The sequence below is a fragment of the Buttiauxella sp. BIGb0471 genome (assembly GCF_024807715.1).
Taxonomy (GTDB): Bacteria; Pseudomonadota; Gammaproteobacteria; order Enterobacterales; family Enterobacteriaceae; genus Buttiauxella; species Buttiauxella agrestis.
In genome coordinates, this window is the sequence record NZ_JANUEU010000008.1 from 31,517 (window position 1) to 49,834 (window position 18,318).

Below are 18,318 nucleotides of genomic sequence, written 5' to 3' on the forward strand. Positions count from 1 at the left end.
ACTACAGATTTGATAGATATTTCCTGTTGGCTAATGAGCAACATAGCAAAACTGATTCGAAGAAACGTCGACAGCAACATAAACTTTCAAAACTTAACATTAGAAATGAAAGGGGTATTGAGAGGGGGAATGGATATACAGCGGAAAGTCATGGCCCTTGCGGGCCATTGTCAGAATTATACTGCCGGGCGAACACCCAGGGTGTGGCAAATTGCGTAGCTCATTTCTGCACGGTTAAGCGTGTAGAAATGGAAGTCTTTCACGCCCTCACGGCTGAGGATTTTCACCATATCCATCGCAATATTGGCACCGACCATTTTGCGCGTTTCAGCGTCGTTATCCAGCCCTTCAAACATTTGCGCCATCCAGTGCGGGACACGCACGTTGGTCATGGTGGCGAATTTATGGGCCTGCTTGTAGTTACTCACCGGCAAAATGCCAGGCACGATTTCGACGTCGATACCCGCTGCGGCGCAGCGATCGCGGAAACGCAGATAGCTTTCCACATCGAAGAAGAACTGAGTAATTGCGCGGTTTGCGCCTGCGTCAATTTTACGCTTCAGGTTGATCAAATCAGCCTGTGCGCTTTTCGCTTCCGGATGAACTTCCGGATAAGCGGCGACGGAGATATCAAAATCACCGACGTCCTTGAGCAATGTGACCAGATCTGAAGCGTACATATCCGGCTTGCCGCCGCCTGGCGGTAAATCGCCGCGCAGAGCGACGATGTGACGAATGCCGTTATTCCAGTAGTCCTGCGCGATAGTGCGCAATTCTTCGCGGGTGGCATCGATACAGGTCAAATGCGGGGCAGCTTCCAGGCCAGTGCGATCTTTAATGCCTTTGATGATGCTATGGGTACGGTCGCGTTCGCCAGAGTTTGCACCGTAAGTTACGGAGACAAATTTCGGTTTCAGGCTGCTGAGGCGGTCAATTGAGCTCCACAGGGTTTGTTCCATTTCACTGGTGCGCGGCGGGAAAAATTCAAAGGAAACGTTAATTTGCCCGGCAACTTCGGCCAGACTCTGATTCAGTGCTTCCCGCTGGTTGGCGTGAAAAAAGCTCATACCCTTACCTCATCAATCGCATTTTATTATGTGGTGTTGTGTTTTACTACATCCAGACGTTTAGACGTCCAGATAGCAAGATGAAGGAAAAGCATGGCGCCGTCAACTGATAATTCAACACAAGAAATGAGGAATTCTCAATCAAGTTGAAATTTATTCACGATGGCCGTGAATAATTAAAAAAGGCCAGCAAAAGCTGGCCTCGGTTTTTTTCGCAATCGTTACAGCAACTGTGCCAGACGGTTGAGATCCGACTGGATAGCACCCGCTGTCACATCGCGCCCGGCACCTGGCCCGCGAATCACCAGTGGGTTATCGCGATACCAGCGGCTTTCGATGGCAAACACGTTATCGCACGGCAGCAGTGAGGCCAGAGGATGCTCAGGGCGTACCGCTTCCACACCAACACGCGCTTTACCGTTAGCGTCGAAACGCGCCACATAGCGCAGAAGCAGCCCCATTTCCTGAGCGGCTTCAAAGCGCTGAAGCATTTGCTCATTGATCTCATCGCCATTTTCGAAGAAATGGTCGATGGAACCCGTTTCACTTCCGCTTGTGACCAGCGACTCAACACGCACCTGATCGGGCTCGATGTCATAACCCGCTTCACGAGCCAGAATCACCAGCTTGCGCATCACATCTTTCCCGGAGAGATCGACGCGTGGATCGGGTTCAGTCAGCCCTTGCTGCCAGGCCTGGTCAACTAAATCGGTAAATGGAACAGTGCCGTCGAACTGAAGGAACAGCCAGGAAAGCGTACCCGAGAAAATACCGCTGATAGCCAGAATAGAATCGCCGCTTTCACGTAAGTCACGCACGGTATGGTTCACCGGCAAGCCCGCGCCTACGGTTGCGTTGTAAAGCCAGTGGCGGCCCGTTTTGGTAAACGCGTTGCGAATTTCACGGTATTTCTGACCGGTACTGGCACCCGCGACTTTATTGGCGCTGATAACATGGAAACCGTGGCTGGCGAAATCAAGGTATTGGTCGGCCAGCTGTTCGCTCGCCGTCACATCCAACACCACTAAATCATCATATGGGTGCGCACGCATCCACTGGAATAATGACTCTTCATCTTGCTCTACGGCTTCATCATTGAAGAAGGCGAGCGCACGACTGGCGTCCAGACCTTCGTAATTCAGCAAGCTGCGGCGGCTATCAACCACACCCGACAGAACAAATTCAAAGCCGGTGCGAGCTGAAAGGGTTTCTTGTTCGCGAGAGAAAAGTTCTAACCAGCGCGAGCCGATATTGCCCTTCCCAAACAGGACCAGACCAATACGTTTTTCAGCACGGAACAGTGATTTATGCAGGCCTTTGATGAGGTTTTCGGTTGGGCCAACACGCAACACCGCCACCAGGCTGATGCCATCTTCTGACTGCCAGATAAACTCGACAGGCTGATCTTTCAGTTGCTGCCAGAAGCGGTGGCTGTGCAGTGGATTACGGCAAACGCCCGCCCCTACCATTGCGACCAGCGCCAGACCTTCTCGCAGGCGTAATTCGCCAGGAAGATTAGCATCCTGAAGGGTTTGCAGCACGCTGCCAGCCACTTCTGAGGTATAGCAAAGCTGGAGCAGATTGCGGTCAGGATGAACACCAATCGACAACGGGCGAATCTGAGCGCGCTTTAACAGCGTATCCAGTTCTTTGTGCGCCAGTTTAAAATCTTGCTGCGGAGCAACTTCCAGTTCAATCAGGCAGACATCGTCGTGGCTGGTAACAATGCGTGCGCCAGTGCCGGAAGCCAGCACGCGCTCGATACGTGTGGAGCCTTGCTCTGGTGAATAGCTACAACGTAATTGCAGATCGATGTCACTACCTGAAACGGGCTGCAATGTACGGGCGTGCAGCACGGGAGCGGCAAGACGCGCCAGTTCACTGGCTTCGTCCAGGCGTAGCAATGGGAGCAAACACGCATCTTTGACTTTACGTGGGTCGGCACTGTAAACCCCGGCAACGTCACTCCAGATGGTCACGCGGGAAACCCCAGCCAGAGCACCAATCTGCGTTGCAGAATAGTCAGAACCGTTACGACCCAACAGCACGGTTTCACCCGCATCGTTACGGCAGATAAAGCCGGTAACCACGAGGCGTTTGTGTGGATGCTGCGCCATCAATTCTTGCAGCAGCGGCCAGGATAAACCTTCATTAACTTGAGGTTGCGCCGAGCGTTCAGCGCGCATAAATTCACGCGCATCAAGCCAGGCTGCTGGATGACCTAATTGATTCAACACCGCAGACATCAGGCGTGCAGACCAAATTTCACCATGACCCACGACTTCGGCATACACCGCGTCAGTCATTTTGCCGTCAAGTAAACCCGCCAGACGCTCAAGATCGTGAATAAACTGGCCAATCAAAGTATCAGCAACATCAGCTGCCACCAGGCCGCTAATCAGGTCGCTTTGATAACGACGTAGCGCCTGCTGAACCTGATGAGCAGAAAGACGATCGCTTTGGCTCAATTTTAGCCAGTTAATCAACTGGTTAGTTGTGCTGCCGGCGGCAGAAACCACCATCATGTCGCCAGGTTTAGAATACTCGGCCATGATCCCCGCAACGCGCAGGTAACACTTCACATCTGCCAGACTACTGCCGCCAAATTTATGCAGTTGACGACCCGACGCCCCTGTTGGTGCTGAAACACTCATGCTTACCCCTCGGCTGCAACCCGGAAGGCATTTTCCAGGTCAGCAATTAAATCTTCGCTATCTTCAATGCCAGTAGAAATACGCAACAAGGTTTCTGAAATCCCCGCTGCCGCACGCGCTTCTGGAGCCATGCCCGCATGGGTCATCGTCGCCGCGTGTGAAATCAAACTTTCTACTCCACCCAGCGATTCCGCTAACGTGAAGAGAGTCAGGCTACTCAGGAAACGACGCAATGTTTGCTCGTCGCCATTAAATTCAAAACTCAGCATCGCGCCAAAACCTTTTTGCTGACGAGCCGCAATTTCATGGCCCTGGTTTTCAGGCAGCGAAGGATGATACAGCTTTTTCACCAGCGGTTGCGTTTGCAGGAAATCAACAATCGCCTGGGCGTTGCGTTGTGCCACTTCCATACGAGGTGAGAGTGTACGCAGGCCACGCAGCAGCAGGTAGCTATCGAAAGCGCTGCCGGTTACACCAATGTTGTTTGCCCACCAGGCAAGCTCAGTCACGGTTTCAGCGTCTTTCGCAATTACAACACCTGCGACCACATCTGAGTGACCGTTCAGGTATTTAGTACAAGAATGCAGAACCAAATCTGCACCCAGGGCCAGCGGATTTTGCAGAGCCGGGCTCAGGAAGGTGTTATCCACCACGCTGATTGCCCCTGCTTCACGCGCTGCGGCGCAGATTTTCGCAATATCTACCACGCGTAACAAGGGATTACTTGGGCTTTCGACCAGCACCAGCTTCGGTTTTTCGGCCAGTGCAGCATTTAATGCAGCCTCATCACCTTGATCAACAAACAAAACGCGATATGCGCCGCGTTTTGCCAGGCTATCAAACAGCCGGTAGCTGCCACCGTAGCAGTCATGAGGAGCCACCAGCAGGTCGCCAGGTTTCAGGAAAACGGTCGTGACCAGATGGATTGCTGACATACCGGTATTCGTCAGCACCGCGCCCGCTCCGCCTTCCAGTTCTGCCAGCGCGCGCTGTACGACATCACGCGTAGGATTCCCACGGCGCGAATAGTCATGCGCACGAGGTTCGTTAAATCCGGTGAAATTATAAGTGCTGGAAAGGTGGATAGGTGGGACAACGCAGCCGTATTGCTCGTCATCGTTCAAACCGCTACGTACTGCGATAGTTGCCTGTTTGCGCGTCATGGCTCTCGAATCCTTGCTGGTCGAATAAAGGTCAGGCACCAGAGTAAACACTGCCGAGTTAGACGTCAATACATCTGGACATCTAAACTTCTTTGCGTATAGATTGAGCAAACGCGAAATAGCCGTTAAAATTATATGCTTTAGGGTGATAGCGCCGCAGACCGCGGATCAATAAACGCTTACACTACGACCAGATAATCGCTTTTGCCGCGCATGTGACCGGTGGAGGCCTAAATACATTGATAAGAGGATTAAGTATCTCATGGCTGAATGGAGCGGCGAATATATCAGCCCTTACGCTGAGCACGGGAAGAAGAGTGAGCAAGTAAAGAAAATTACGGTTTCCATTCCTCTGAAGGTGTTAAAAATCCTCACCGATGAGCGTACCCGTCGCCAGGTGAATAACCTGCGTCACGCAACAAACAGTGAGTTGCTGTGCGAAGCTTTCCTGCACGCGTTTACCGGCCAACCGTTGCCAAACGATGCAGACCTGCGCAAAGAGCGTAGCGATGAAATTCCTGAAGCGGCAAAAGTGATTATGCGCGAGCTGGGGATTGATCCAGAGACCTGGGAATATTAAGGTTTTACGGGATCGACAGAAACAAAAAAGGCGCCGTTAGGCGCCTTTTTCTTACTACCGTAGAGCAAAGAATTACTTCTTCGCGCCTGGAACGCTGAAACGCTTGTTGAAGCGGTCAACGCGGCCACCGGTAGCAACATCACGCTGCTTGCCAGTGTAGAACGGGTGGCATTCGCCACATACGTCCAGGTTCAGATCATGACCCACGGTAGAGCGAATCTTGATAGAATTACCGCAAGAACAGTTTGCAGTAATTTCTGCGTAGTTCGGGTGAATATTCTTTTTCATGGAAAACCTCTGTATAAGGCCGCGCCGCTCTTCCAGCCCTAACGCCAGACACCGCGCGAAGTTGATAAATTAGGTTTTTTGACACCAAAAACTGCGCATCAAAGGCGGCGAATCATACAGAAGCCCGCGAGTAGATGCAAACTGATCCGCATTTTCTGGAACACACAGTGTACACTATCTCGTCATTTTTACCATTTCGGAAGAATTAATGCCTGTCGCCCACGTCGCTTTACCGGTTCCTCTCGCCCGTACTTTTGACTACTTCATTCCTGCTGGAATGCAGGTGGCGTCAGGCTGTCGCGTCATGGTGCCGTTTGGTAAACGACAGGCTGTCGGGATCGTTGTTTCTGTTAGCGAGCACAGCGAATTGCCTCTCAACGAGCTAAAGCCTGTTGCTGAAGTTCTGGATGGCGCTTCGTTGTTTCCGGATTCGCTCTGGCGCGTACTGCTGTGGGCGGCCGAGTATTACCACCATCCGCTAGGCGACGTGCTCTTCCACGCACTACCGGGTTTGCTGCGCCAGGGGAAACCCGCCCACCACGCGCCGTTGTGGTACTGGTTCGCCACTGAAGAAGGCAAAGCCGTAGACCTTAATAGCCTGAAACGTGCGCCTAAACAGCAGCAAGCTCTGGCGGCGGTACGGCAAAACATCATCTGGCGTCATCAGGTTAGCGAGCTGGAAATCAGCGAGACCGGGCTACAAGCGCTGCGAGCCAAAGGTTTATGCGACCTGAAAAGTGCTGCGCCGTCGGCCGCAGACTGGCGCGATAGCTATTCGGTAGAGGGTGAGCGTTTACGGCTCAACACCGAGCAGGCCACCGCCATCGGTGCCATTCATAGCTCCGCCGACCATTTTGCCGTCTGGTTGCTGGCAGGCATTACCGGATCAGGCAAAACCGAAGTTTATCTCAGCGTGCTGGAAAACGTGCTGGCGCAGGGTAAGCAAGCCCTGGTTCTGGTGCCAGAAATTGGTTTAACGCCGCAAACTATCGCCCGTTTTCGCGAGCGTTTTAACGCGCCGGTCGAAGTTTTGCACTCCGGGCTTAACGATAGCGAACGCCTCGCGGTATGGCTGAAAGCACGCAGTGGCGAAGCGGCGATTGTGATTGGCACGCGTTCATCACTTTTCACTCCGTTTTGCCGTCTCGGTGTGATCGTGATTGATGAAGAGCACGATAGCTCTTATAAGCAGCAAGAAGGCTGGCGCTATCACGCACGTGATTTAGCCGTGTATCGCGCTCACGCAGAAGATATTCCGATTATTCTTGGCTCGGCAACACCCGCGCTGGAAACCCTGCATAACGTTCAGGTCGGAAAATATCGCCAGTTACGGCTGACAAAACGCGCCGGGAATGCACGCCCGGCCACGCAGCAAGTGGTGGATTTAAAAGGTCAGCCGCTAAAATCAGGGCTTGCGCCAGCACTCATCAAAAAAATTGGCCAGCACCTGAAAGCCGATAATCAGGTAATTCTGTTCCTGAACCGCCGAGGATTTGCCCCGGCTTTGCTGTGCCATGAATGCGGCTGGATAGCAGAATGTCCACGCTGCGATCACTATTACACTTACCATCAGGGCCAGCGCCATTTGCGCTGCCACCATTGTGACAGCCAAAGAGCGATTCCCCAGCAATGCCCGCATTGTGGTTCTACCAACCTGGTTCCGGTTGGTATGGGAACGGAGCAGCTTGAGCACAGCCTTGAGCCTGAGTTTCCGGGCGTACCAATTTCACGCATCGACCGCGACACCACCAGCCGCAAAGGTGCACTTGAGCAACAGTTGGCAGAAGTCCATCGTGGCGGCGCACGCATTTTGATTGGTACGCAAATGCTGGCGAAAGGCCATCACTTCCCGGATGTGACACTGGTTGCGTTGTTGGATGTCGACGGTGCGCTATTTTCAGCTGACTTCCGGGCAGCGGAACGTTTTGCGCAGCTTTATATTCAGGTATCAGGCCGTGCCGGGCGAGCCGGTAAACAAGGTGAAGTTCTGCTGCAAACTCACCACCCTGAGCATCCTTTATTACAAACGTTGCTCACAAAAGGCTACGACGATTTCGCAAGCCAGGCGCTCACGGAACGCAAAACAGTCTTCTTGCCGCCATTTACCAGCCACATCATGTTCCGTGCGGAAGATCAGAATAACCATCAGGCTCCCCTCTTTTTGCAGCAGTTACGGAACCTGCTGGAATCCAGCCCGTTAAGAGATGATCAGTTGTGGATAATGGGGCCGGTGCCGTGTTTGCAACCTAAACGCGGCGGGCGTTTTCGCTGGCAAATACTCCTGCAACACCCTTCCCGCGCTCGCCTGCAGCGCCTCGTTAGCCATTCATTGAAACTGGTCAATACGTTACCGGAATCACGTAAAGTGAAGTGGATGCTGGATGTTGACCCGACAGACGGCTAGCACAAAGCCCTGTGGATATGCGAAGCAGATCGAAAAATTCAACAACCATCACACTTTTAATGAAATAACTGTAACTAACCGGCATCAATTTCTGCTAAGAATGTGGACATGGTCAGACACCAGGGACGTTGTCAGCACCTGTAAAGTGCACGCGAGGAGAAGAAGTTGAAGCCGAAGAATCAGGTTGCCAATGCAACCATGAAAGATGTTGCTGTACAGGCGAAAGTCTCAACGGCAACAGTGTCCAGGGCGTTAATGAACCCGGACAAAGTATCGCAAAGCACTCGAAGTCGTGTGGAACAAGCGGCAATTGCCGTTGGCTATTTACCCCATTCCCTGGGGCGAAATTTAAAGCGTAATGAGTCACGCACCATTCTGGTTATTGTCCCGGATATTTGTGATCCCTTCTTTAGCGAAATTATTCGCGGAATTGAAGTGACCGCAGCCGAGCAAGGCTACCTGGTGTTGATTGGCGATTGCGCTCATCAAAATCAGCAGGAAAAAACCTTCATCAACCTGATCATCACTAAGCAGATTGATGGCATGTTGCTGCTCGGTTCACGGTTGCCCTTTGATGCCAGCATTGAAGAACAACGCAATTTACCGCCAATGGTAATGGCGAACGAATTTGCTCCCGAACTCGAGCTACCAACGGTTCATATTGATAACCTGACCGCTGCGTTCAACGCTGTTTATTATTTGCAGCAGCTCGGACATCAGAAAATAGCCTGTATCGCTGGCCCGGAAGAAATGCCACTTTGCCATTATCGCTTACAAGGATACGTGCAGGCATTGCGTCGTACGGGAGCGGTGGTCGATCCGCATTATATCGCGCGCGGTAATTTTACGTACGAAGCCGGTGCGGCAGCTTTGGCGCAACTCCTGGCGCTGCCTAATCCGCCGACCGCAGTTTTCTGCCATAGCGACGTCATGGCGCTGGGCGCGTTGTCTCAAGCCAAACGTAGCGGCTTGCGCGTGCCAGAAGATTTATCAATTATGGGCTTTGATGACATTGCACTTTCACAGTTCTGTGACCCACCGCTGACTACCGTCGCCCAACCCCGTTTCGATATCGGGCGGGAGGCTATGCTACTGCTTTTGGATCAGCTAAACGGTCACGCCGTAAGTAGTGGCTCGCGTTTACTGGATTGCGAGCTGATTGAACGAGGCTCTACCAGCGCACCTGGCAATAGAAAATGACCCGCTTTAGGACACTGGATTCTGGTCAAAGGGATGCCCATTAAGTAACATGGCGGGCTGATAAACGAAAAAAATATAGCGAATCAATAGTGGCACAACGAGATTATGTACGCCGCGGGCAATCGGCAGGTACGCGGCGTAAGAAAAGTAACACCCGTAGCAAGCAACGCAGCATGCCATCCGTTTCGCCGACGATGGTCGCTATCGCGGCAGCCGTTCTGGTGACCTTTATTGGTGCCCTGTACTTCATTACTCATCACAAAAAAGATGAAAGCGAAGCCCTGCCTGGGCATAAAGTCACAGGTAACGGCCTGCCACCTAAACCCGAAGAACGCTGGCGTTATATCAAAGAACTGGAAAACCGTCAGACGGGTGTGCGCGCCCCTACCGAGCCTTCTGCCGGTGGTGAAGTGCAAAATAAAGATCAGCTCACCAGTGAACAGCGCCAGTTGCTGGAGCAAATGCAGGCAGATATGCGCCAACAACCGACGCAGCTCAATGAAGTCCCCTGGAACGAACAGACACCAGAGCAGCGTCAGAACACACTTCAGCGCCAGAAAGTGATTCAGCAGCAACAGCAATTCACTGCGCAACAAGTTGCACCGCAGACGCGTACGGTACAGCCACAGTCTCAACCTGCCGCGCAACAGCCTCGTACTGTTCAGCAGCAGTCGCGCACCACAACAACGGCACAACAGCCGTACCAGGATTTGTTGCAAACGCCGCCACATAACACTCAGCAGCGTGCCGCACAGCCGGTGACACAACCGCGTGAATCCGCGCAGCCGAAGGCGGCTCCGATTACCCGTGAGGAAGTAGCGAAACAAGCTCCGGCAGTTCAGGAGAAGCCAAAGGATGAGAAACGCTGGATGGTTCAGTGCGGCTCGTTTAAAGGCAGCGAGCAGGCGGAAACCGTTCGTGCACAGCTTGCATTTGAAGGCTTTGATTCCCGGATTACCACCAACAATGGTTGGAACCGCGTCGTCATTGGCCCAATCAAAGGCAAAGACAATGCTGATGGAACGATCAATCGTCTGAAGATGGCGGGTCACTCTAACTGTATTCGTCTTGGCACTGGGGGTTGAAACCCCCAAAATCCCCCCCATCTATAATTGCATTCAGCCCCGATAAAATGTCGGGGTACTTATTTAGCTGATGCAATAAGGGGTCTGCTCGTGACAACAATAGTAAGTGTGCGCCGTAACGGCCATGTCGTAATCGGTGGTGATGGTCAGGCCACGCTCGGCAATACTGTAATGAAAGGCAACGTCAAAAAAGTACGTCGTTTGTATAACGACAAAGTGATTGCTGGCTTTGCTGGCGGCACTGCGGATGCCTTCACCCTATTCGAACTGTTTGAACGCAAGCTTGAAATGCACCAGGGCCACCTGGTGAAAGCCGCGGTTGAACTGGCAAAAGACTGGCGTACCGACCGTATGCTGCGCAAACTAGAAGCTCTGCTTGCAGTCGCTGACGAAAACGCCTCTCTAATCATCACCGGTAATGGTGATGTTATCCAACCAGAAGATGACCTGATTGCAATTGGTTCAGGCGGCCCTTATGCCCAGGCTGCGGCACGTGCGCTTCTTGAAAATACTGAACTAGGTGCTCGTGACATCGTAGAGAAATCGCTGGGGATCGCCGGTGATATCTGCATCTACACCAACCATTTCCATACTATTGAAGAATTAGCGTCTAAGGCGTAAGGAATCCCCATGTCTGAAATGACTCCACGCGAAATTGTCAGCGAACTGAACAAACACATCATTGGCCAGGACAATGCCAAGCGTTCCGTGGCGATTGCGCTGCGTAACCGCTGGCGCCGTATGCAGCTTGATGAAGAGCTGCGTCATGAAGTTACGCCAAAAAACATTCTGATGATCGGCCCAACTGGCGTAGGTAAAACCGAAATCGCCCGCCGTCTGGCAAAACTGGCTAACGCGCCGTTTATCAAAGTTGAAGCGACCAAATTCACCGAAGTCGGCTATGTGGGTAAAGAAGTGGATTCTATCATCCGCGATCTGACTGATTCCGCGATGAAAATGGTGCGTCTGCAATCCATCGAGAAAAACCGCTATCGTGCTGAAGAAATGGCAGAAGAGCGCATTCTTGATGTGCTGATCCCGCCAGCTAAAAACAACTGGGGCCAAAACGAAACTGCACCTGAGCCATCTGCGGCGCGTCAGTCTTTCCGTAAGAAATTGCGTGAAGGCCAACTGGACGATAAAGAAATTGAAATCGATCTGGCTGCGGCACCGATGGGCGTTGAAATTATGGCTCCTCCTGGCATGGAAGAAATGACCAGCCAGTTGCAGTCCATGTTCCAGAATCTCGGCGGCCAGAAGCAAAAACCACGCAAGCTGAAAATCAAAGACGCGATGAAACTTCTGATTGAAGAAGAAGCTGCGAAACTGGTGAACCCGGAAGAGCTTAAGCAAGACGCAATTGATGCCGTTGAGCAACATGGCATCGTGTTTATCGATGAGATCGATAAAATCTGTAAGCGCGGTGGCAACAGCTCCGGCCCGGATGTGTCTCGTGAAGGTGTGCAGCGTGATTTGCTGCCGCTGGTTGAAGGCTGCACCGTTTCGACTAAACACGGTATGGTCAAAACTGACCATATTCTGTTTATCGCATCTGGCGCATTCCAGGTAGCAAGCCCGTCTGATTTGATTCCAGAATTGCAGGGTCGTCTGCCAATTCGTGTGGAATTACAAGCGCTGACTGTTGAAGATTTCGAGCGTATTCTGACTGAGCCAAACGCGTCGATCACTGTGCAGTACAAAGCGCTGTTGGGCACAGAGGGCGTGAATATCGACTTCACCGAAGATGGTATTCGTCGTATTGCTCAAGCCGCATGGCAAGTGAACGAATCGACTGAAAACATCGGTGCGCGTCGTCTGCACACTGTGCTGGAACGTCTGGTCGAAGATATCTCTTATGATGCCAGCGAGATGAACGGCCAATCCATCCTGATCGATGGCGAATATGTCAGTAAACATCTGGATGAGTTAGTAGCAGATGAAGACTTGAGCCGTTTTATCCTATAATCCCGCTCAACGTATTTTCTTCATTTGAAATGGAGGGCTTATGCCCTCCATTTTTTTATATCTAACAGAGAGAACTATGAGCGAATCGCACTCTGTAAGCACCACTCAGGCCTGGCTTGAAAGCCTGCGCCCACGCACGTTACCTCTGGCATTTGCCTCAATTGTTTGTGGCTCGGCATTGGCTTTCTGGCAAGGCGTGTTTAACCCTGCAATCGCATTGTTGGCATTGTTGACTGCGGGGTTACTGCAAATCCTCTCAAATCTGGCGAATGATTACGGCGATGCGGTAAAAGGCAGCGACAAAGAAGATCGTATCGGGCCATTGCGCGGGATGCAAAAAGGAGTGATTACTCAGGCGCAAATGAAAAAGGCGCTGATGATCACCGTGGTACTAATTTGTCTTTCTGGCCTGGCCCTGGTGGCCGTTGCCTGCCGTACGCTGGCAGATTTCCTCGGCTTCCTGGCTTTAGGTTTACTGGCAATCATCGCGGCCATCACCTACACCGTCGGCACACGTCCGTATGGTTACATGGGGCTTGGTGATATTTCGGTGCTGGTGTTTTTCGGCTGGCTGAGCGTGGCAGGAACCTGGTATCTACAAGCGCACTCTCTCGCGCCTTTAGTCTTTTTACCTGCAACCGCGTGTGGGCTGTTAGCGACCGCCGTGCTTAACATCAATAATTTGCGCGATATCGACAGCGACCGTGAAAACGGTAAAAACACGCTGGCGGTGCGTCTGGGGCCAGCACAGGCTCGTCGTTATCACGCCTGCCTGCTGATGGGCGCTCTGGCCTGCCTGGCCGTGTTTAATCTGGTGTGGCTACAAAGTCTGTGGGGTTGGCTGTTTGTGCTGGCAGCACCGCTTCTGATTAAGCAGACCCTGTTTGTGCTGCGCGAAAGGGATCCGCTCGCGATGCGTCCCATGCTCGAGCGCACGGTAAAAGCCGCGTTGTTGACTAACCTATTGTTTGCGATAGGAGTTGTGCTCAGTACGGTGTCGTTTTAGCTGACAAATATCAATTAACAATTGATGATTTTGCCAACAGTTAACATTAAGCGATATACTGACAACTCGTGCAGCAACAGAATCTTAATCCTATGAAATATGATACTTCCGAGCTTTGCGACATCTACCAGGAAGATGTCAACGTCGTTGAACCGCTGTTTTCCAATTTCGGTGGGCGGTCGTCCTTTGGCGGGCAAATCATCACGGTGAAATGTTTCGAGGACAACGGATTGTTGTATGATCTGCTCGAACAAAATGGCCGTGGCCGAGTGCTGGTGATTGATGGCGGTGGCTCAGTTCGCCGCGCGTTGATTGACGCAGAACTTGCCCGTCTGGCGACTCAAAACGAGTGGGAAGGCATTGTGGTATACGGTGCCGTGCGCCAGGTCGATGACCTGGAAGAACTGGATATTGGTATTCAGGCAATTGCCGCCATTCCTGTTGGCTCTGCGGGTGTTGGCGTTGGCGAAAGTGACGTGCGCGTTAACTTTGGCGGCGTGACATTCTTCTCCGGCGACCATCTGTATGCGGATAACACCGGCATTATCCTTTCCGAAGATCCCCTCGATATTGAGTAACAAAATCGAATAACAAAACGGGCGCCCTGGGGCGCCCGTTTTTATTGAAGCTGTGGTCTTACACTTCTTCCATCTTACCCAGCAGGGCGTGCAGACGATCCTGCCACACGTGCTGTTGCTCTTTCAGAGAATTGTTTTCGCGTACTAATTCTTCATGATTGCTCTGAGATTGCTGAACTTGCTGAGACAGATTGGTGTTCGTCTCTTTCAGTTCTTCGATTTCCATCTGCAGCAGGGTAATGGTATCAATCGCCTGCTGTACTTTTGCTTCCAGTTTCTCAAACACTTCAAATGACATTTCGAACCTCTCCTGAATTGCAAGGCGTTGATGGATGTCTAAATCCCCGTCCCGGATATTCCCCGAAGACACCTTATGAATATATGCGCACCACGCAGCGTGTCTCGATTGTAAGTAGCGTGAGTACCCGTGTCCAGCGAGTTCAAGCGCTCTTTGCGTAACATAACGTTTTTCGGCATATACCGAACGACAGGGCGGCTTAAAATCACTATTTGTTAATGCACTGAAGATTAACGTGCGCGTTTGCGTTGTCATTTTTGGGTGATAATGCGCACATAATAACGCGAAATCGCTCATTTTTATGACGAGCCACACAAATTTAAGGTTCGATATTTCTCGTTTATGTTCGTTAACGATAAATTAACACTACGCCTACATGGCACCTGCGCGGCAGGGAATGCCCGAACAAACAATAATCATTAATTTTGCCTTCAGGACCCTATTATGAGTCAGACAGCTCCATCAACCTTGAAAGGTCAGTGCATCGCCGAGTTCATGGGTACAGCATTGTTGATTTTCTTTGGTGTCGGATGCGTTGCCGCCTTAAAAGTGGCAGGCGCAAGCTTCGGGCAATGGGAAATTAGTATCATCTGGGGGCTGGGGGTAGCGATGGCTATCTACCTGACCGCAGGGGTATCCGGTGCGCACCTCAATCCGGCAGTCACCATCGCATTGTGCCTGTTCGCCTGCTTCGATAAACGCAAAGTGGTTCCGTTTATTGTTTCACAAGTCGCAGGTGCGTTCTGCGCCGCAGCTTTGGTGTATGGCCTGTATTACAATTTATTCCTCGATTACGAACAGACGCATCATATGGTGCGCGGCAGCGTAGAAAGCCTGGATTTGGCCGGTATCTTCTCAACCTACCCCAATCCACACATCAATTTGATTCAGGCGTTTGCCGTAGAGATGGTGATTACCGCCATTTTGATGGGCGTTATCCTGGCTCTGACTGATGATGGCAACGGCATTCCACGTGGCCCATTAGCACCGTTGCTGATTGGCTTGTTGATTGCGGTTATCGGCGCATCAATGGGACCGCTCACCGGCTTTGCCATGAACCCTGCGCGTGACTTCGGTCCGAAACTGTTTGCATGGCTCGCGGGTTGGGGCGATGTTGCCTTTACGGGTGGGCGCGATATTCCTTACTTCCTGGTGCCCGTATTTGGCCCAATAGTAGGCGCAGCGCTTGGCGCGTTTGGCTACCGTAAGTTGATTGGCCACCATTTACCTTGCGATGTATGTGTTGAAGATAAAGAGAAATCCAGCACCTCCACGCAACAAAATGCTTCTTTGTAAGACTGACTTCAGGACAAGATTATGACTCACGAAAAAAAATATATCGTCGCACTTGATCAGGGTACCACCAGCTCCCGCGCCGTCGTCCTGGATCACGATGCCAACGTAGTCAGCGTGTCGCAGCGCGAATTCCAGCAAATCTACCCAAAAGCAGGATGGGTAGAACACGACCCAATGGAGATTTGGGCAACACAAAGTTCCACACTTGTCGAAGTGTTGGCGAAAGCTGACATCAACTCAGACCAAATTGCCGCCATTGGTATCACCAACCAACGTGAAACCGCGATTGTCTGGGAAAAAGAGACGGGCAAACCGATTTATAACGCCATCGTCTGGCAGTGCCGTCGTACCGCAGAAATCTGCGAACAGCTCAAACGCGACGGCCTGGAAGAGTACATCAAATCAGCAACCGGCCTGGTGGTTGACCCGTATTTCTCCGGCACCAAAGTAAAGTGGATTCTGGACCATGTGGAGGGTTCGCGCGAACGTGCTCGCCGTGGCGAATTGCTGTTTGGTACGGTCGATACCTGGCTTATCTGGAAAATGACTCAAGGGCGCGTGCACGTCACCGACTACACAAACGCCTCCCGTACCATGTTGTTTAACATCCACGATCTCACCTGGGATGACCGCATGCTCGAAGCGCTGGATATCCCACGCGAGATGCTGCCAGAAGTGCGTAAATCTTCAGAAGTTTATGGTCAGACTAACATCGGGGGTAAAGGCGGTACGCGTATTCCTATCGCCGGGATTGCTGGCGACCAGCAAGCCGCGCTGTTTGGTCAGTTGTGCGTCAAAGAAGGGATGGCGAAAAACACCTACGGCACCGGCTGCTTTATGTTGATGAACACCGGTACTCAGGCGGTTAAATCTACTCACGGCTTGTTGACGACGATTGCTTGCGGCCCACGCGGCGAAGTGAATTATGCGCTGGAAGGTGCCGTATTCATGGGTGGCGCTTCTATTCAGTGGCTGCGCGATGAAATGAAACTTATCAGCGACGCGACGGATTCCGAGTACTTTGCAACGAAAGTGAAAGACACCAACGGTGTATATGTGGTGCCAGCCTTTACCGGCCTCGGCGCTCCTTACTGGGACCCGTATGCCCGTGGCGCCATCTTCGGCCTGACGCGTGGCGTGAACGCCAACCACATTATCCGCGCCACGCTTGAGTCCATCGCTTATCAAACGCGTGACGTGCTGGAAGCGATGCAGGCTGACGCGAATATCCGTCTTCACGCTCTGCGTGTAGACGGCGGTGCGGTGGCGAACAACTTCCTGATGCAATTCCAGGCGGACATTCTAGGTACGCGTGTAGAACGCCCTGAAGTCCGCGAAGTCACAGCTTTGGGCGCGGCATATCTGGCGGGTCTGGCCGTTGGTTTCTGGCAGAACCTGGACGAAGTTAGCGAGAAAGCGGTTATCGAAAAAGAGTTCCGTCCAGGTATCGAAACCACCGAACGCAACTACCGTTACGCTGGCTGGAAAAAAGCCGTGAAACGTGCGCTCGCCTGGGAAGATCACGAAGAAGGTTAATTGCCCTTCCCCCTAACCCTCTCCCTCAGGGAGAGGGGATCACCCTACCCCGCGTGTGCTAAACTCGGTCGCAATTAGGCTTCTTAAATGAGTGTGTAATGAGACGAGAACTTGCGATTGAATTTTCCCGTGTAACCGAAGCGGCGGCACTGGCGGGTTATAAATGGTTGGGTCGTGGCGACAAAAACACGGCGGATGGTGCAGCCGTTCACGCCATGCGTATCATGCTCAATCAGGTCAATATTGATGGCCAGATTGTGATTGGCGAAGGGGAAATCGACGAAGCGCCAATGCTCTACATTGGTGAAAAAGTCGGTACCGGCCAGGGCGACGCGGTAGACATCGCCGTTGACCCGATTGAAGGTACCCGCATGACGGCAATGGGCCAGGCCAACGCGCTGGCGGTGCTGGCCGTCGGCGATAAAGGCAGCTTCCTGAATGCGCCCGATATGTACATGGAAAAACTGATTGTCGGCCCGGGTGCGAAAGGCATTATCGACCTCAATCTACCACTGGCTGAAAACCTCTATAACATCGCCGTTGCGCTCAATAAGCCACTGAGCGAGCTCACCGTTACCATTCTTGCTAAACCACGCCACGACGCCACCATTGCTGAGTTACAAAAACTTGGCGTGCGCGTTTTCGCCATTCCTGATGGTGATGTTGCAGCGTCAATTTTGACCTGTATGCCAGATAGCGAAGTTGATGTGATGTACGGCATCGGCGGCGCACCTGAAGGTGTGATTTCCGCAGCGGTTATTCGTGCGCTGGATGGCGACATGCAAGGCCGCCTGTTAGCTCGTCACCATGTGAAGGGTGATAGCGAAGAAAACCGTCTTATCGGTGAAAAAGAATTAGAACGCTGTAAGGCAATGGGCATTGAAGCGGGTGTGGTATTAAAACTCGATGATATGGCGCGTAACGACAACGTTATCTTCTCCGCAACCGGCATCACTAAAGGCGATTTGCTGGACGGGATTACGCGCAAAGGGAATATGGCGATCACAGAAACACTGCTGATTCGCGGCAAGTCTCGCACTATTCGCCGTATCCAATCTATTCACTATCTCGACCGCAAAGACCCGGACGTACAGACTCATATTCTGTAAGGCCGCCGTTTGTCTGATTGAGCTTTCCAGCTTTAACCGGCTGGAAATCTCACACTTTTCTGGTGAAGATAGGGAAAACACAACAAAGG

General features: G+C 52.0%; 16 protein-coding genes. 11 read left to right on the forward strand and 5 right to left on the reverse strand.

Annotated features, from left to right (window positions below; genetic code table 11):
• Positions 1–176 precede the first annotated feature (176 nt).
• The 3 genes from metF to metB all read right to left on the reverse strand — a co-directional run bounded on the left by metF (position 177) and on the right by metB (position 4,884).
• Positions 177–1,067, reverse strand: a complete 891-nt coding sequence (metF, locus tag M2371_RS19875) for a methylenetetrahydrofolate reductase (protein WP_034500064.1) — start codon at positions 1,065–1,067, stop codon at positions 177–179.
• A 221-nt stretch (positions 1,068–1,288) separates the two neighbouring features.
• Positions 1,289–3,721 (reverse strand): bifunctional aspartate kinase/homoserine dehydrogenase II, encoded by a 2,433-nt coding sequence (locus M2371_RS19880; RefSeq protein ID WP_259268529.1) that lies wholly within the window; start codon positions 3,719–3,721, stop codon positions 1,289–1,291.
• A 2-nt stretch (positions 3,722–3,723) separates the two neighbouring features.
• A complete protein-coding gene (metB, locus tag M2371_RS19885) occupies positions 3,724–4,884 on the reverse strand; it encodes a cystathionine gamma-synthase (RefSeq protein ID WP_034500061.1) in 1,161 nt (386 codons plus the stop codon).
• Between the two features lie 262 nt (positions 4,885–5,146).
• Here metB and metJ point away from each other — a divergent pair, with 262 nt between their 5' ends.
• Positions 5,147–5,464, forward strand: a complete 318-nt coding sequence (metJ, locus tag M2371_RS19890; protein ID WP_034461414.1) for a met regulon transcriptional regulator MetJ — start codon at positions 5,147–5,149, stop codon at positions 5,462–5,464.
• Positions 5,465–5,536: 72 nt separating this feature from the next.
• Here metJ and rpmE read toward each other — a convergent pair whose 3' ends face one another.
• Positions 5,537–5,752, reverse strand: a complete 216-nt coding sequence (rpmE, locus tag M2371_RS19895) for a 50S ribosomal protein L31 (protein ID WP_034500060.1) — start codon at positions 5,750–5,752, stop codon at positions 5,537–5,539.
• Positions 5,753–5,960: 208 nt separating this feature from the next.
• On the opposite strand from rpmE, the gene priA reads away from it, so the two are divergent.
• The 7 genes from priA (at position 5,961) to rraA (ending at position 13,990) form a co-directional block, all read left to right on the forward strand.
• Positions 5,961–8,156, forward strand: coding sequence for a primosomal protein N' (priA, locus tag M2371_RS19900; RefSeq protein ID WP_259268530.1), 2,196 nt, complete (start codon positions 5,961–5,963; stop codon positions 8,154–8,156).
• A 165-nt stretch (positions 8,157–8,321) separates the two neighbouring features.
• A complete protein-coding gene (gene cytR, locus M2371_RS19905) occupies positions 8,322–9,356 on the forward strand; it encodes a DNA-binding transcriptional regulator CytR (protein ID WP_259268531.1) in 1,035 nt (344 codons plus the stop codon).
• An 89-nt stretch (positions 9,357–9,445) separates the two neighbouring features.
• Positions 9,446–10,441, forward strand: a complete 996-nt coding sequence (gene ftsN / locus M2371_RS19910; RefSeq protein WP_259268532.1) for a cell division protein FtsN — start codon at positions 9,446–9,448, stop codon at positions 10,439–10,441.
• A gap of 90 nt (positions 10,442–10,531) precedes the next feature.
• On the forward strand, positions 10,532–11,062 hold the full coding sequence (hslV, locus tag M2371_RS19915) for an ATP-dependent protease subunit HslV (RefSeq protein WP_034461419.1): 531 nt from the start codon (positions 10,532–10,534) through the stop codon (positions 11,060–11,062).
• Between the two features lie 9 nt (positions 11,063–11,071).
• A complete protein-coding gene (gene hslU, locus M2371_RS19920; protein WP_034461420.1) occupies positions 11,072–12,406 on the forward strand; it encodes an HslU--HslV peptidase ATPase subunit in 1,335 nt (444 codons plus the stop codon).
• A gap of 76 nt (positions 12,407–12,482) precedes the next feature.
• The gene (gene menA, locus M2371_RS19925) at positions 12,483–13,412 is read left to right on the forward strand and encodes a 1,4-dihydroxy-2-naphthoate polyprenyltransferase (RefSeq protein ID WP_259268533.1); all 930 of its coding nucleotides are present in this window, start codon (positions 12,483–12,485) and stop codon (positions 13,410–13,412) included.
• Between the two features lie 92 nt (positions 13,413–13,504).
• Positions 13,505–13,990: a ribonuclease E activity regulator RraA gene (gene rraA, locus M2371_RS19930; RefSeq protein ID WP_034500052.1), complete on the forward strand. Its 486-nt coding sequence runs from the start codon at positions 13,505–13,507 to the stop codon at positions 13,988–13,990.
• 58 nt (positions 13,991–14,048) lie between these two features.
• Here rraA and zapB read toward each other — a convergent pair whose 3' ends face one another.
• Positions 14,049–14,288 (reverse strand): septal ring assembly protein ZapB, encoded by a 240-nt coding sequence (gene zapB / locus M2371_RS19935; protein ID WP_064561531.1) that lies wholly within the window; start codon positions 14,286–14,288, stop codon positions 14,049–14,051.
• A 444-nt stretch (positions 14,289–14,732) separates the two neighbouring features.
• Here zapB and M2371_RS19940 point away from each other — a divergent pair, with 444 nt between their 5' ends.
• From M2371_RS19940 to glpX, 3 genes are all read left to right on the forward strand, one after another.
• On the forward strand, positions 14,733–15,584 hold the full coding sequence (locus M2371_RS19940) for an MIP/aquaporin family protein (protein WP_172895973.1): 852 nt from the start codon (positions 14,733–14,735) through the stop codon (positions 15,582–15,584).
• A gap of 21 nt (positions 15,585–15,605) precedes the next feature.
• The gene (glpK, locus tag M2371_RS19945; RefSeq protein ID WP_172895974.1) at positions 15,606–17,120 is read left to right on the forward strand and encodes a glycerol kinase GlpK; all 1,515 of its coding nucleotides are present in this window, start codon (positions 15,606–15,608) and stop codon (positions 17,118–17,120) included.
• Positions 17,121–17,218: 98 nt separating this feature from the next.
• Positions 17,219–18,229: a class II fructose-bisphosphatase gene (gene glpX, locus M2371_RS19950; protein ID WP_259268534.1), complete on the forward strand. Its 1,011-nt coding sequence runs from the start codon at positions 17,219–17,221 to the stop codon at positions 18,227–18,229.
• Positions 18,230–18,318 lie beyond the last annotated feature (89 nt).